General features: G+C 67.2%; 10 protein-coding genes and 1 riboswitch. All 10 genes read right to left on the bottom strand.

Going from position 1 to position 14,058, the window contains the following annotated elements:
- Positions 1-8: 8 nt before the first annotated feature.
- Positions 9-830: an ABC transporter ATP-binding protein gene (locus GE073_RS14765; RefSeq protein WP_153783758.1), complete on the bottom strand. Its 822-nt coding sequence runs from the start codon at positions 828-830 to the stop codon at positions 9-11.
- Positions 827-1,819, bottom strand: coding sequence for an ABC transporter permease (locus GE073_RS14770; protein WP_153783759.1), 993 nt, complete (start codon positions 1,817-1,819; stop codon positions 827-829). Before GE073_RS14770 ends, GE073_RS14765 begins: the two co-directional genes overlap by 4 nt.
- On the bottom strand, positions 1,809-2,111 hold the full coding sequence (locus tag GE073_RS14775) for a thiamine-binding protein (RefSeq protein WP_028596852.1): 303 nt from the start codon (positions 2,109-2,111) through the stop codon (positions 1,809-1,811). The genes GE073_RS14770 and GE073_RS14775 overlap by 11 nt, the downstream gene beginning before the upstream one ends.
- A 31-nt stretch (positions 2,112-2,142) precedes the next feature.
- Complete coding sequence (locus GE073_RS14780) at positions 2,143-3,171, bottom strand: ABC transporter substrate-binding protein (RefSeq protein WP_028596853.1); 1,029 nt, start codon at positions 3,169-3,171, stop codon at positions 2,143-2,145.
- A 176-nt stretch (positions 3,172-3,347) separates the two neighbouring features.
- Positions 3,348-3,455: riboswitch (TPP riboswitch) on the bottom strand.
- A 78-nt stretch (positions 3,456-3,533) separates the two neighbouring features.
- Positions 3,534-5,966: a hypothetical protein gene (locus tag GE073_RS14785; protein WP_153783760.1), complete on the bottom strand. Its 2,433-nt coding sequence runs from the start codon at positions 5,964-5,966 to the stop codon at positions 3,534-3,536.
- Between the two features lie 31 nt (positions 5,967-5,997).
- Positions 5,998-7,641: an extracellular solute-binding protein gene (locus GE073_RS14790; RefSeq protein ID WP_153783761.1), complete on the bottom strand. Its 1,644-nt coding sequence runs from the start codon at positions 7,639-7,641 to the stop codon at positions 5,998-6,000.
- Positions 7,642-7,732: 91 nt separating this feature from the next.
- On the bottom strand, positions 7,733-8,629 hold the full coding sequence (locus GE073_RS14795) for a carbohydrate ABC transporter permease (protein ID WP_153783762.1): 897 nt from the start codon (positions 8,627-8,629) through the stop codon (positions 7,733-7,735).
- A gap of 18 nt (positions 8,630-8,647) precedes the next feature.
- On the bottom strand, positions 8,648-9,565 hold the full coding sequence (locus GE073_RS14800; protein WP_028596857.1) for an ABC transporter permease: 918 nt from the start codon (positions 9,563-9,565) through the stop codon (positions 8,648-8,650).
- Between the two features lie 106 nt (positions 9,566-9,671).
- The gene (locus GE073_RS14805; RefSeq protein ID WP_101809263.1) at positions 9,672-12,689 is read right to left on the bottom strand and encodes an alpha-mannosidase; all 3,018 of its coding nucleotides are present in this window, start codon (positions 12,687-12,689) and stop codon (positions 9,672-9,674) included.
- 154 nt (positions 12,690-12,843) lie between these two features.
- Positions 12,844-14,016, bottom strand: coding sequence for a GntR family transcriptional regulator (locus tag GE073_RS14810; protein ID WP_028596859.1), 1,173 nt, complete (start codon positions 14,014-14,016; stop codon positions 12,844-12,846).
- Positions 14,017-14,058 lie beyond the last annotated feature (42 nt).

Raw genomic sequence — 14,058 nt, forward strand, 5'->3', positions numbered from 1 at the left:
GTCAGCCGTCAAGCCCGGCCTTCGCCGGACCCGCCCCGCTCGCGGCGGAGCGCCTGGTACAGCTCCTCCTTGAGCTCGCCGAACGCGGGCTCGCTCCACAGCTGCCGCCGGCGCGGCCGCCCGAACGGCACGGCCAGCTCCCGCACGATCGTCGCCGGTGCGGACGAAAGCACGAGGATGCGGTCCGACAGCAGCAGCGCCTCCTCGATCGAATGCGTGACGAGCAGCACCGAGCGCCGGTCCTGCTCCCAGAGCGACAGCAGCCACTCCTGCATCTCCTGCCGCGTCAGCGCGTCGAGCGCGCCGAACGGCTCGTCGAGCAGCATGAGCGGCTGCGGCGACAGCAGCGCGCGCAGGAACGAGACGCGCTGCTGCATGCCGCCGGACAGCACCTGCGGATAGCTGCGCGCATGACGCTCCAGGCCGAGCCGCTCGAGCCCCTCGCGCGCCAGCCGCCGCGCCTCCTCCCGACTGCGCCCGGCGATGCGCAGCGCCAGCTCGATGTTGCCCTGCACGGTGCGCCAGGGCAGCAGCGCCGCCTGCTGCGGCATGTAGGCCGCGAGGCCCGGGCGGCTGCCGGCAGGCTCGCCGGCGACGAGGATGCGGCCTGAATCCGGCCGCTCCAGCCCGCCGACGAGCCCGAGCAGCGTCGTCTTGCCGCTGCCGGACGGGCCGAGCAGCGACACGAACTCGCCCGCGCCCACGCTCAGGCTGACGCCGCCGAGCACCTGCGTCCGCCCCGCGGCCTGCGGATAGGACAGCGCGACCCGGTCGACCTCAAGCACGGGGGGAGCGGACGGCGACGCTCCGTTCGGTCGCTTCCTGTTCATGCCGCTCCCCCTCTCTCCGAGCGCCAGCGCAGCGCGAGCCGCTCCGCCCCCGCGACGGCGGCGACGAGCAGCAGGCTGAGCGCGACGACGATGGCGACGCCCGCGAACACGAGCGACGTCTTGAAGCCTTTGGACGACAGCAGCATGAAATAGCCGAGTCCGCGGTCCGAGCCGATCCATTCGGCGACGACCGCGCTCGTCACGCTGTACGATGCCGCCAGCTTGAGCCCGGAGAACAGATGCGGAGCGGAGCTCGGCAGCTCGAGGCTGGCGAAGCGCCGCCAGCGGCCGGCCCCGATCATGCGCAGATAGCGCTCCAGCGCCGGATCGGCGCCGCGCAGCCCGCCGAGCATCGCGACGCAGACGGGGAAGAAGCAGACGAGCATGACGAGCAGCAGCTTGGGCAGCAGCCCGAAGCCGAACCAGATGACGAGCAGCGGCCCGAGCGCGATGATCGGCACGTTTTGCGACAGCACGAGCAGCGGGTAGACGCCGGCGCGCACGAGCGGCAGCAGATGCAGCAAGGCGGCGAGCGCGAAGCCCGCCGCCGATCCTCCCGCGAAGCCGAGCAGCGTCAGGCTCAGCGTCGCGCCGGCATGGCCGGCGAGCCGCTCCCGCGCTTCCCACGCATCGGCCAGGATGCGGCCCGGCGAAGGCATGAGCCATGCCTCGACGCCCCACAGCCGCACTGCCGCCTCCCAGAGCAGCAGCAGCGCCGCGAGCACGGCGAGCGGCGGCCACGCCGCCTTCAGCCGCGCGCGCGTTCGGCCGCCGGCCCGCGCACGCGCCGACTTAGCGCCATTGGCCGCCGCTCCAGCCCGCTCCGACGCCGCGCCATCGGCTGCCGCTCCGGCCCGCTCCGACGCCGCGCCATCGGCTGCCGCTCCAGCCCGCTCCGACGCTGCGCCATCGGGTGCCGCGTCGCGCCGGACGGCTTCGCGTCCGTCCGCATCGTCCCGATTCGGCCCGCGATGGCCGCTACCGGCCATCCGGATACTTTTCGAGCAGGCGGTCCATCGAGGCTCCGCTGCCCGGATTGTAGTAGATTTTCACCTGGGAGATGACGGACGGGCAGCCGAGCTCGGCCAGCGCCTCGCTCATGCGGGCGACGACCGCGAGCAGCTGCTGCAGGTCGCCCTCCATCGTCGTCTCCAGCGGAGCGACGCGATAAGGCACGCCGGCCTCCTTGATGATGTCAATCGCCCGGTCGACGTACGGCAGGACGCTTTCTCCTCCCGGCGTCGTCGGCAAAATCTGGATGCTTACCAGCGCGTTGGCCATGTCGATGCTCTCCTCTCGTTCGAAACAGGGATCAATTTCCGTCTGCGGGCAGGAACTCGTTCGTGAACGCCTTCGCCAGGTCCGGCTTGGCGTCCATCAGGCCGTGCTCGACCATCCAGTCGGCGTACCCGTTCCACACCTCGGCCTTCTGCTCGCCCCAGCGGGCGGCGTCATCCTGGTATTTCGGGCTCAGCCACTTCTGGCTGGCGCGCACGAGTTCCGGGTTCAGATCGGGCACGGCCGCGATCAGCGTTTCCGCCGCGCCTTCCGGATCGCGGATCGCGTCCTCGTAGCCGGCTGCCGCGCCGGCGACGAACGCGCGCACGAGCTCCGGCCGTTCGGCGATCAGCTTCTCGCTCGTCTGCAGCAGCGGCGTATAGTAGTCGAGCTTGTCGCTATAGTCGGTCAGATAGACCATGTTCAGCTGCTCGCCGCGCAGCTCCGCCTCGACGCCCGTCCATCCGTAGAAGATCCAGGCGAAGTCGATGTCGCGCTTGACGGCGGTGAAGAAGTCGGCGTTGCCCATGTTGACGATCTTGACCTGGCCGACATCCGCCTGCTGCTCCTGCATGAGCGAGGCGAGCACCTCCTGCTCGACCGGCGCTCCCCAGCCGCCGTACGTCTTGCCCTCGAAGTCCTTGGGCTCCTTGATGCCCTTGTCCGCCGGCGAGGCGAAGCCCGACGTATTGTGCTGGATGACCGCCGCGACCGAGACGAGCGGCAGCTCCTGCGTGCGCGCGAGCGTCAGGTTTTCCTGATAGCCGATGCCGAACTCCGCCTCGCCCTTGGCGACGAGCGTATCGGCGGCCGTCCCTTCGGGCGGCTGAACGATCTCGACGTCGAGCCCTTGCTCCTTGAAGTACCCCTTGTCGCGCGCCACATAAAGGCCGGTATGGTTCGTATTCGGCGTCCAGTCGAGCACGACCTTCACCTTTTGCAGCGGCGCGTCCGTCGCCGCCGCTCCGCCGTTCTCCTGCTCGGCGCTGCCGCCGCAGGCGGCCAGCGCGAGCGCCAGCGCCGCCGTCAGCATGCCGCTTGTCCATCTTGTCTTGCTCCCCATGTCTCTCCCCTGCTTTCTTCTCTCTCATGCCCGCATCGCCTTCGTCGCCGTCCGCCGTCCGATCCGCGCAGCCGATCCCGCCCGAACAAAAAAAGACGTCTCCCCAAGGAAGACGTCGTGATGTTATCGCAGATCGAGACTTGCCGTACGGAAGCTCCCGAAGGGCTGCTCCGCGGCGAGTCGGCTGCATACGGTTCCTACGCTGGCATTATCCAGATCAGGTGTACGGGTCGGGATGCTTCTCCCCTCTCAGCCGGCGTGCGCCAGCTCCCCAGCTATGCGGTTGTCAATAGTGCCATTATAGCAGAGCTCGGGCCGATTGCAACCGGATTGAAAAAGGACGCGGCCGGACGCCGCTTTTGTCAGAGCCACTCCAGCTCGACGCGGACGCCCGCAGGGCGGCCTTCGTGGCGCAGCAGCAGCGTGGACGAGGCGGCATGGAACTCCGCCTCTACCGCATCGCCGCCGGATGCGTCAGCGCCCGGCCCGGCCAGCGGGATATCCGCCGCGCAGGCGCGGATGCGGCTCGGCATGGAACAAGCGCGCAGCCTCGTGCTCACCGTCATCTCGGACGGCGACTCCGACACGTAGCGGAACCGTCCGCCTTCCCGAGCCGCGTCCCGGACGCGGGAGGAGCTGACAAGCACGGAGGCGCGCCGCGCCGCCTCCGCCGCTCCCGGGCCGGCGTGCGCAGAGCCTGCCTGTGCCGCTCCCGCTCCCGGGCCGCCGTGCGCGGACCCCGCCTCCGCCTCTCCCGCTCCCGGGCCGCCGTGCGCGGACCCCGCCTCCTCCGCTCCCGCTCCCGGGCCGCCGTGCGCGGAGCCCGCCTCCGCCGCCTCCTCCTCGCCCCAGCCGCCGGCCGCTTCGCCCAGATCGTACAGCAGGGCGTCCTCGCCCGGCGCGAGCTCGACCCGATTCCGCACCGTCAGCTCCGCGTCGAACAGATCGACAAACGCTCCCTCGAGCACGGCCGAGCCGCCTGCCGCTTCGCTCTCGTCCAGCGCATGCGCGATCACATAAGGACCGCGCCGGATGCGCAGCAAGCCGCTCTCGCGGTAGTCGTCCGCCTCGCCGCGCAGCTCCAGCGCGCGCCGGATCGCGCCGAGCACGCGCTCCGCGCCTGCCGCGGAGCGCGACAGCTCGGCCGGATGGCAGCGCAGATGCAGCAGCGCGCCTTCCCCGACGGCATGCTCGCCCGGCTCCGGTTCCCGGCCCAGCCCCATCGCCTCGAACAGATGCTGCTCGGGACGCTCGTAGACGCGGCTTCCCGCCCCGCGATTCCACCATTCGCGCACGCCGTGGAACGGGTCCGAGCCGTCGCCGGCATAGATCAGCACGCCGCCCTCCCGCACCCACTGGGCGAGCGCCTGATGGATGCCGGGATGCTCCGGCTTCATGAACTCGTAGCTGAGCAGCAGCACGCGGTAGCCCTCGAGATAGCCGGGGAACGTCAGGATGTTGTCGAGCTGGACCGGGCGCAGCGGGATGCCCTTCTTGACCGGCGGCAGCGCCAGCCCGTAAAAGGCCGAGAAGTCCAGCAGCTCCAGCTGCCGCGTCGTCAGTCCGTCCGCCGCCTTCGTGCCGTCGTAGTTGAACTCGCCTTCGTCCTCTCCCTCCCCGAGCACGTCGCCCCGCTGGTACATGGACGAGTTGGCCAGGCAGAGGCCGATGCCGGACGGTCCGGCCCCGGCGCCGGACGGATCGGGAGCCTCCTCGTGGCGATGCATGTCTCGCAGCAGGTTCATGACGGTCAGCAGCTGCGTCTTGTAGGCTTCGGGGATCGGCTCCTTGCCGCTGCCGTCCTCGGTCGGATAGTCCAGCTCGAACACCCGCCACGGCCACGGGCACACCTCGTACTGCTTCACGTCCGGATGCAGCAGGGAGGCGATGACCGTCGCCCGGTAGTTGCGGCGGTAGTCGCTCCAGCTGTAGCGCGGATTGTCCTCGATCGGATCGTGCAGGAACCACATCTCGCGGCCGGTGCCGCGCGTCAGCTCCTGCATGATGCCATATTCCAAATAGGCCGTCTCGAACGTGCGCTCGCGGCGCACGCCTCGATAGACGTTGGCCGTGCGCGCCGTGCCGGTCCAGATCTGGGCGATATAGCCGTCGCATGACGGCATCGAGACGAGCAGCGCCTCCGGGCTGACGATCCGCCACTGGGCGTAGTTGATCAGGCTGTGCGTCGGCACGTAAAAGCGGATCGCCCGATCATAGGCGACGAGCGCGTATTCCTTCATCTCGCCGCAGATGCGCTCGAGCGTGCGCGCGTACATCGCCGCCTTCAGCTTCGAGGCCCGGTACTGAGCGTCCGGCGAGCGATGCGGCTCCTGCCAGTCCTCGCCGTAATAGCTCCGCCACTCCCGCTTGAACGCCTCCTCGTAGCCCGACTGCGCCCAGAACTCCGGCTCCTCCAGATGGATCGCCTCGACGCCGCAGTCGATCGCCCGGCGGATCTGCTCCGCCAAATACCGGGCGAACGAGATCGTCGGCGCCATGTACGGCACGTCCTTGCCGTGCAGCATCGGGTCTCCGGAGCGCAGCGTCTGCGCCTCGTCCCAGTGCTCCCGCCCGTCGAACCTGCCGTACAGGTAATCCTGGTATTCGCCCCACGAGACGCCGGTCATGAGATGGATCGTGTAGCCGGCCTTCCTCCAGCCCTCGATCCGCTCGGGTAGATCGTCCGAAATGCCGTACACCATGACGAAATCGGTCCGCAGATCGTACTTGGGCCCGTACGGACGGGATTCCTGGAATCCCGTCCGCTCCTGCCGGCCCGCTTCCTCCCGCTTCATGTCGCGGCCTCCTTTCGGGCAAGCGCCCGGATCAGTTCGGCATCTGCAGCTGCACGACTTCCTTGCCCTTCAGGTTCTCGTTCACGTACTGGATCGCCTCCGGATAGCCGGTCTTCTTGATCTGCTCGCGCAGCGCGCCGATGATGTCCAGCGCCGCTTCGTCGGACTTGGCGAATACCGCTTCCTTCCAGACGTCGCCGATTTTGTCCATCGACGGCTTGAGCTCCTCCCACTGCGGCGACTTGGCCATGACGTCGGCGGCGTTGTAGGCCGAGATGACGGAGATGCCGTTCGGACGGAGGATTTTGCGCGCGCTTTCCATCTTGGCGATCCGCTCCTGGTCCGCCCAGATGTCGCCGCCGAGCGTGTTCGTCCGGTCCTGGCCGGTCATGTCCTCGAAGCCGGTCGCGAAGCCCTCGTTTTTCTTGGCCTTGCCCGTCGTGTCGGCCGCGAACTTGTCGAAGAACTCCGCCTTGGCGACCGGCTTGCCGTCCACCATGTCGTAATGCGTGCCCTCGATGCCGTAGCGGACGAGCTTGAAGCCTTCCTCCGAGGCGAGGAACTCCAGCAGCTTGAGCGCCGCGTCGACATTTTTGCATGCCTTGGTGATGACGGTGACGTTGTTGCCCTGGATGCCGAGATCGACGGGACGATCCGGCTCGGCGCCGGCCCGCTCCAGCGGCCCGATCGGCACGTAATCGCTGCCTGGATGCGCTTTCACATAATCCTTGGAGGCGTCGATGATCGCCGGCAGATGCGCCGCCAGCACGGCGATGCGGCCCTGCTTGATCTTTTCCTGGGCGATCGGATCGGTCTGCGTGAACGCCTCCGGATCGAGCAGTCCCTCGGCCAGCAGCTTGCGGTAATACAGCGTGTAGTCCTCATACGGCTTGGTGAAGAACACATGCTCGAGCGTGCCGCCGCCCTGGTCCATATACTCCGTGCCGTAGAACATCGTGTTGCCGATGCCGACGGCCCAGCCGTTGGAGAAGCCGCCGAGCGGGAACACCGGCATGCCGTTCTCCTTCAGGTCCGCGTCCTTGATCTTCTTGAGGAAGGCGTACAGATCGTCCTTCGTCCGGACCGACTGCGGATCGACGCCGACCTGATCGGCGATGTCCTTGCGGACGTAAAAGCCGTACAGCCAATCCATGGCGTCCTTGTCCGTCAGCGGCTGGTTTTGGAACAGCATGTAGCTCTGGTCGCCGAAGGCTCCGATCGCCTTCTCGTACAGCGCCGGCGGCACGTTTTCCTTGGCGATCGCCCGGGACAGGTTCGGATACGCGTCCAGCTTGCCCGACAGGTCGACGAGCTGGTCCTCGCGCGCCGCCTTGACGATGCCGTCCAGCTCCCCGCCCCAGGCCGGTCCGGTGTAGATGTCGGGCAGGTCCTGCGTCGCGAAGATCTGGTTCACCTTTTCGACCTCGCTGCCCTTCGTGTAGTCCATCTTCACCTTGACGCCGGTCTTCGCCTGAATCGCCTTGGCGATCGGCGTCAAGTCCGCCTCCACGTCGCCCGCGCCGGAGCCGTTCCAGTTGTGCAGAATCTTCAGCGACACCTCGCCGCCGTCGCCGCTGTTCCCTCCGCCGCCCCCGTCGCTGCATCCGATGAGCGAGCCGCCCATCGCCATCGCCGCCAGCAGCGCCGCGGCGGCCTTGATCCGCTTGTTCCTCATGAGAACCCCTCCCGATCGTCGTAAGTGGTATATGACAAAGTCCGGCGGCTGCGGCGGACCCGCCGCCCGCAGCCGCTTGCGGACGTTCATCCTAGCCTTTGACCGAACCCATCATGACGCCCTTGACGAAGTACTTCTGCAGAAAAGGATAGATGCACAGGATCGGAAACACGGTGACGACGAGCAGCGCCATCCGCAGCGACTCCGGCGTCGATCCGGCCGCGCCGGTGTTGATCGTCTGCCCGCCCTGCTGGGCGGCCCGCTGCATCGAGGACGAGAGCGCCTCGGCCTCGGTGAGCATCTGCTGCAGCAGCGTCTGCACGGGAATGAGGCTCTTGTCGGAGACGTAATAGGCTCCGGTGAACCAGTCGTTCCAGTGGGCGACGCCGATGAACAGCGAGATCGTCGCCAGCACCGGCCCCGACAGCGGCAGGACGATCTTGAGGAAGATCTGGAAGTCGCCGTAGCCGTCGATGCGCGCCGACTCCTCCAGCTCCTCCGGGATGCCCTGCAGGAACGTGCGGATGATGACGATGTGAAAGAAGCTGAACAGCATCGGAACGACGTACACCCAGAAGCTGTTGATGAGCTGAAGCTTCTGCAGCGTGATGAAGTAAGGGATGAAGCCCGCGCTGAAGATCGTCGGCAGGAAGATGTAGAAGGTGAAGAACGTCCGCCCCGGCAGCGTCTTTTTGGACAGCGCGTAGGCGGTCAGCGTGCATAGCGCCACATGCAGCGCCGTGCCGAGCGCCGTGCGCAGCAGCGTGATCTTGTATGCCTGCCAGATTTTCGCGTTGTCGAAGATCTGGGCGTAGTTGTCGAGCGTGAACTGCCGAGGGTAGAAGTAGAGCGCTCCGAGCATCGAGTCCTTGCCGTCGTTCAGCGAGTAGACGAGGATGTAGATGAACGGATAGATCATCGTGAAGCCGAACAGCGCGAGCAGCGTGTAGTTGGCCGCGCTGAACAGCGAGAGCTTGCGCCTTCCCATGCGGATGCTCCTTTCGGGTTAGAAAAGGGATACGTCGCTGACCTTGCGGGCGATCCGGTTGACCGCGAGGATGAGGACGAGCGCGATCGCGCTCTGGAACAGGCCGACCGCGGCCGCGTAGCTGAGCCGCCCCTCGCCGATGCCGGCGCCGATGACATGCACGTCGAGCACGCTGCCGATCGCGGCGGTCGCCGGTCCGTTCAGCAGCAGCAGCTGCTCGTAGCCGGCGCTCATGAGGCTGCCCGCCGCGAGGATGAACAGGATGACGGCGATGTTGCGCACGCCCGGCAGCGTCACATGCCACATCTGGCGGAACCGCCCGGCTCCGTCGATTTTCGCCGCCTCGTACAGCTGCTGGTCGATGCCGGCGATCGCCGCCATGTAGATGATGGAGTTCCAGCCGATGTTCTTCCAGATGTCCGAGCCGATGACGATCTGGTAGAACCAGCTCGTATTGTTGAGGAACTGGATCGGGTCCTTGAGCAGGCCCGACGAGACGAGCAGGTCGTTCACCGGTCCGCCGTAAGGCGTGAGCAGACGCTGCATGAGGGTGACGACGACGACCCAGGAGACGAAGTACGGGAGGTACGAAAGCGTTTGCAAAGTTTTCTTGAACTTGAGGTTCCGGATCTCGTTGAGCAGGATCGCCAGCACGATCGGCATCGCGAAGCCGATCGTCAGCTTCAAGCCGCTGATGAGTATCGTGTTGCGGATCAGCTGGCTGGACTGATAATAATCGAAAAACTGGCGGAAGTACTTCAGGCCGGCCCAGGGGCTGCCGGTGAAGCCGCCGGAAAAGCGGAAATCGCGGAACGCGATCTGGATGCCGTACAAAGGAACGTAGGAGAACAGGAAAAACCAGACGACCGCCGGCAGCAGGAACAGATAGAGCAGGCGATGCCGCCAGATCCGCTTCAGGAGCGGGTTCGTCCTCATAGGCTTCGACCTCCTTGTCGGATGAAAATCAAGCCGGATGCGGCGGCGCCCTCCCGCATGCAGAAAGCGCCGCTTCTCCGGATGGCGCCTGGCTCGGAGCCTGGCCTCAGCTCCGCGTCAGCTTGAGCGTCTTGACCTCGAACGGGCCGAACTCCAGCTCCACCGCGCCGCCGCCGAGGTCGAGCGGCTCCTCGTCCCGCTCCAGCAGGTCGGCGAGCCGCGCCGCGGACACCGGGAAGCCGGGCCGCAGCTTCGTCCGCAGCCTCGTGCCGGCCGTCTCGTACAGCCGCACGACCAGCTCGTCGCCGTCCTCCGCCCGCTTGACCGCCTCCGCCATCACATGGGGATGGTCCAGCTCCAGGAACGAAGCGCCCTCACGCCAGCCGGCCGCCGCTGATCCCGCTGCGGCAGAGGCCGGATCGACGAGGCGCAGCGGCACGTTGAGCTCGTACCCGCGCCGGCATACCTGCGCCTGCACATGATCGCCGGGATGCGGATAGAGGGAGTAGAGGAACTCATGCTCGGCTCGGTCGGCCTCGGGATCCGGGTAGGACGGGCTGCGCAGCAGGTTGAGGTCGAGCTCGCCGCCCTCCGCGCGATGCCCGTACTTGCAGTCGTTGAGCAGCGCCGCGCCGTAGTCCGGCTCGGACAGGTCCGCGTACTGATGCGCGCAGATCTCGTCCTTGGCGTAGTCCCACATCGTGTTGCGATGCGTCGGCCGCCGCAGGTAGCCGAACTGGATGTCGCAGCTGGCGTGGTCGGCCCTGATCGCCAGCGGGAACGAGGCGCGCAGCATCTTGCCGGACTCCCGCCAGTCGACCTTGGTGTCGAAGTCGAGCCGGCGGCTGCCGTCCGTCAGCGCCACCCGCTGGGTCAGCGTCGACTCGCCGGTCGCCCAGGTGAGCATCAGGCCGGCCACCGGCCCGTCCGCGAACGCCTCCAGCCGCAGCAGCGACAGCTCCGCGCCGCCTCCCGCCCGGTAGTCCTGGCGGAAATCCCAGGCGTCTCCGTCGTCGGCGTAGACGCGCAGCGCATTCGCCTCGCGGCCCGCCTGCACGAGCTCCCGGCCCGCCTCCTTGTCGAAGATCGAGACGATGCCGCCGCTTGCGCCGAGCGCGACCTTGAGCAGGCCGTTCTCGATCGTCCGCTCCTCGGCCGACACCTTCAGGCGGGGGAAGGCCGGCTCCGGCTCGTCTGTGCCGGCCGCCGCATCCACCGCGGCGAAGCCCATCGCGGGCACCGCCACGCGCCGCCAGCGGCCGCCGATCCGCAGCCACTCCTCCCGCTCCCACGGAAGCGAGTTGAACACGGCGGTGCCGGCCGCGCCGGCCGCCGCCGCGGCGTAGGCTTCGCCGAGCATCCGCTCGACCTGCCGCAGCAGCGCCTCGTACCGCTCGAGCGACTCGTCGTACACCCGCTTGATCGAGGAGCCGGGCAGGATGTCGTGGAACTGGTAAAGGAGCACCTCCTTCCACACCGCCTCCAGCTCCGCGGCCGGGTACGGCCGTCCTGCCGCCGTCTCCGCCAGCGCGGCGGCGAACTCCAGCTCGCGCAGCGCCTTCTCCAGCTTGCGGTTGTAGCGCTTGCTGCGCCCTTGGCTCGTCAGCGTGCCCTGATGCTTCTCCAGGTACAGCTCTCCGCGCCACGTCTCGTAGCGTTCCGCTCCTTCCGCAAGGCGCTCGAAAAAGCGCGACGACGACTCCTGCTCCACCGGACTGAGGCCGAGCAGGTCCTTCTCCCGGGCGAGCCGCTCCAGATGCTCCTCCCCGGGACCGCCGCCGCCGTCGCCGATGCCGAACAGCATCAGCGCGCGGTCCGAGACGCCCTTGTCGAGGTAGTCCTGCTCCGCCTTGACGATCGAGCGCGGCGCCGCCGGACTATTGTAGGTATCCTCCGGCGGCATATGCGTCAGCACGCGCGAGCCGTCGATCCCCTCCCAGTGGAACGTGTGGTGCGGATGCTTGTTGTAGACGCTCCAGCTCAGCTTCTGGGTCATCATGTAGTCGACGCCGGCCTTTTTGAGCAGCTGCGGCAGGCTCGCCGTATAGCCGAACACGTCCGGCATCCACAGCGACTTCATCTCCTGCCCGAACTCCTGCTGGAAATACCGCTTGCCGTAAAGCAGCTGGCGGACGAGCGACTCGCCTCCGGGCACGTTCGTATCCGACTCGACCCACATCGCCCCCTGCGGCTCCCAGCGCCCCTCGGCGACGCGTTCCTTGATCTCGCGGTACAGCTTCGGATAATGGCGCTTCATCCAATCGTACAGCTGCGGCTGGCTCGCGCCGAACACGTAGTCCGGGTAGCGCTCCATCATCCGCAGCGCCGTGGAGAACGTGCGCGCGCCCTTGCGGATCGTCTCCCGGATCGGCCACAGCCAGGCCAGGTCGATATGCGCGTGGCCGATCGCGCTGATCGTCAGCACGGGATCCCCGCCTCGCTTGGCCAGCAGCTCGGCCAGCATGCGGCGCGCCTCGGCGATCCGCTCGTCCGTCAGGCTCGCGAGCCGATGCGAGGCGTCATGCAGCGTCCGGAAAATCCGCTCCTTGCGCGCGGATCCGGCCGGCAGCCGCTCGGCCGTCTCCAGCAGCACCTCGAAGTCGTAGTACAGCTGCCGCAGCTCCTCCCGGCATGTCGCCACGACCGCTTCCTTGAGCGTACCGCTGCGATATCGGCCGAACAGATCGTTGCAGCCCGCGTCGGCCCACAGGTCGATCGTCTCCGAGCCGCTCGCGCGCTCGCTCACGAGCACGACCCGCTTACCCGGGAGCCCGAGCGAGAAGTCGAACTCGGAATTGATGTTGGTCAGGCCCTGGACCGGGGAGCCTTCCTCGTCGACGAGGCACAGCTCGCCGTTCACGTCGATCAGCAGCACGACCTTGGCGTCCTTGGCGCGCTCGGGCACGCGTCCGGAAAAATGGAACCAGGCGCAGTCCCACAGCTCGCCCCAGCGGTCGCCGGGCTGCAGCCGCAGCGGCCGTCCGGAGCGCCGCTCCCCATAGGGCACCGGCTCCGGGGTGACCCAGGCCGATACGCTCAGCTCGGCGATCGGCTCGTAAATGCCCGCCTGCAGGCGCTCCAGCACGCCCTTCAACTGCTCAGGCCGGATGACTTCATATGGCATGCGTTCATCGTCTCCTTTTTGGCGAGCCCGCCCTCAAGCTCCACTTTCTTCCCCCCAACTATAATCGATGCATTGTATATGTTCAATATATTTTTATAAACCACAAAAAAACCGGCTCCCTGAGGAGCCGGCTGGCGTTTCTCGCTTGATCAAGCTAAACGGCGTCCGCCGCAGGCGGCGGTCCGGACGTCTGGCGGACGACCAGCTCGGGCTCGAGCAGCGTCTTCGCGTAGCGTCCGCCCGCCCCGCCGCCCGCCTGGATGACCTCCAGCAGCTTGTCGGCGGCCTGCGCGCCCATGTCGGACTCGAATTGGCGGATATGGGTGAACAGGCTGAACTCGTCCACGATCGAGGTCGGATCGTCGAAGCTGACGATCGACAGATCCTCCGGCACGCGCAGCCCCGCCTGCTTCGCCATCTGGTAGATCTGCACGGCGAGGCGGCCGTTCAGCGTAATGTAGGCGGTCGCCATCCGGTTGCGAATATACCGGAACAGCGGATGCGACTCCGCTTCCTTGAGGCTGTCCACCCGGAACCCGCTGATCATATGCGCGGGATTGATGAGCGCGCCCTTGCGCCGCAAGCCGTCGATATACCCTTCGATCCGCTCCTGCACGGTGACGGTCTGGATCGGCGAGTCGGAGCAGATGGCGATCTCGCGGTGGCCGAGCTCCCACAGATGGTCGACGGCGAGCGAGGTGCCGAGCCGCCCGTCGGCGGCGATGTAATTCGTCTCCACGCCGGGCAGGTAGCGGTCCATCAGCACGAACGGGAAGCCCGCGAACTTCATCGCGAGGATCTCCTCGTTGTACTGCTCCTCGTCCACGGGGAAGATGAGCAGCCCCTCGGCACCGATCTCCTTCAGCGTCTTGATCGCTTCCTTCTCCTGCTCCAGCTGGCCGCCGGACAGCAGGATGACGCTCCGGTAGCCGCGCCGCTCGAGCGCCCTGCGGGCGCCGTCGATGAGCCGGATCGCAAAATAGTCGTCGATGGACGGCATGACGAGCCCGATCAGCCCGGTCCGCCCGCGCGGGGCTGCGGCCGGCGAGGCGTCATGCGGCGCCAGGCCGGCGGGCGCGCCGGCGGCTGCGGCCCCTGCCGTCCGGTCGCTCACGAAGCTGCCCCGCCCCGGCACGCGGGTGATCCACCTTTCGTTGGCGAGGCCCGAGAGGGCGTTGACGACCGTGATCTTGCTGACGTTGAACTGCTCCATCAGCTCTTTTTCCGTCGGGATGCGGTCGCCGGCCTTGAGGCCTTCGCTTTCGATCCGCTCGCGGATGTAGTCTTGAATTTTCTGGTACAGCGGCGTTCGTTCGGTCGAGCTCATCGTTCCATCACCAGTTTCGGTTCGAGATTTGTATATATGATA

The organism is Paenibacillus sp. B01 (genome assembly GCF_009649995.1).
Classification (GTDB): domain Bacteria; phylum Bacillota; class Bacilli; order Paenibacillales; family Paenibacillaceae; genus Paenibacillus_O; species Paenibacillus_O pasadenensis.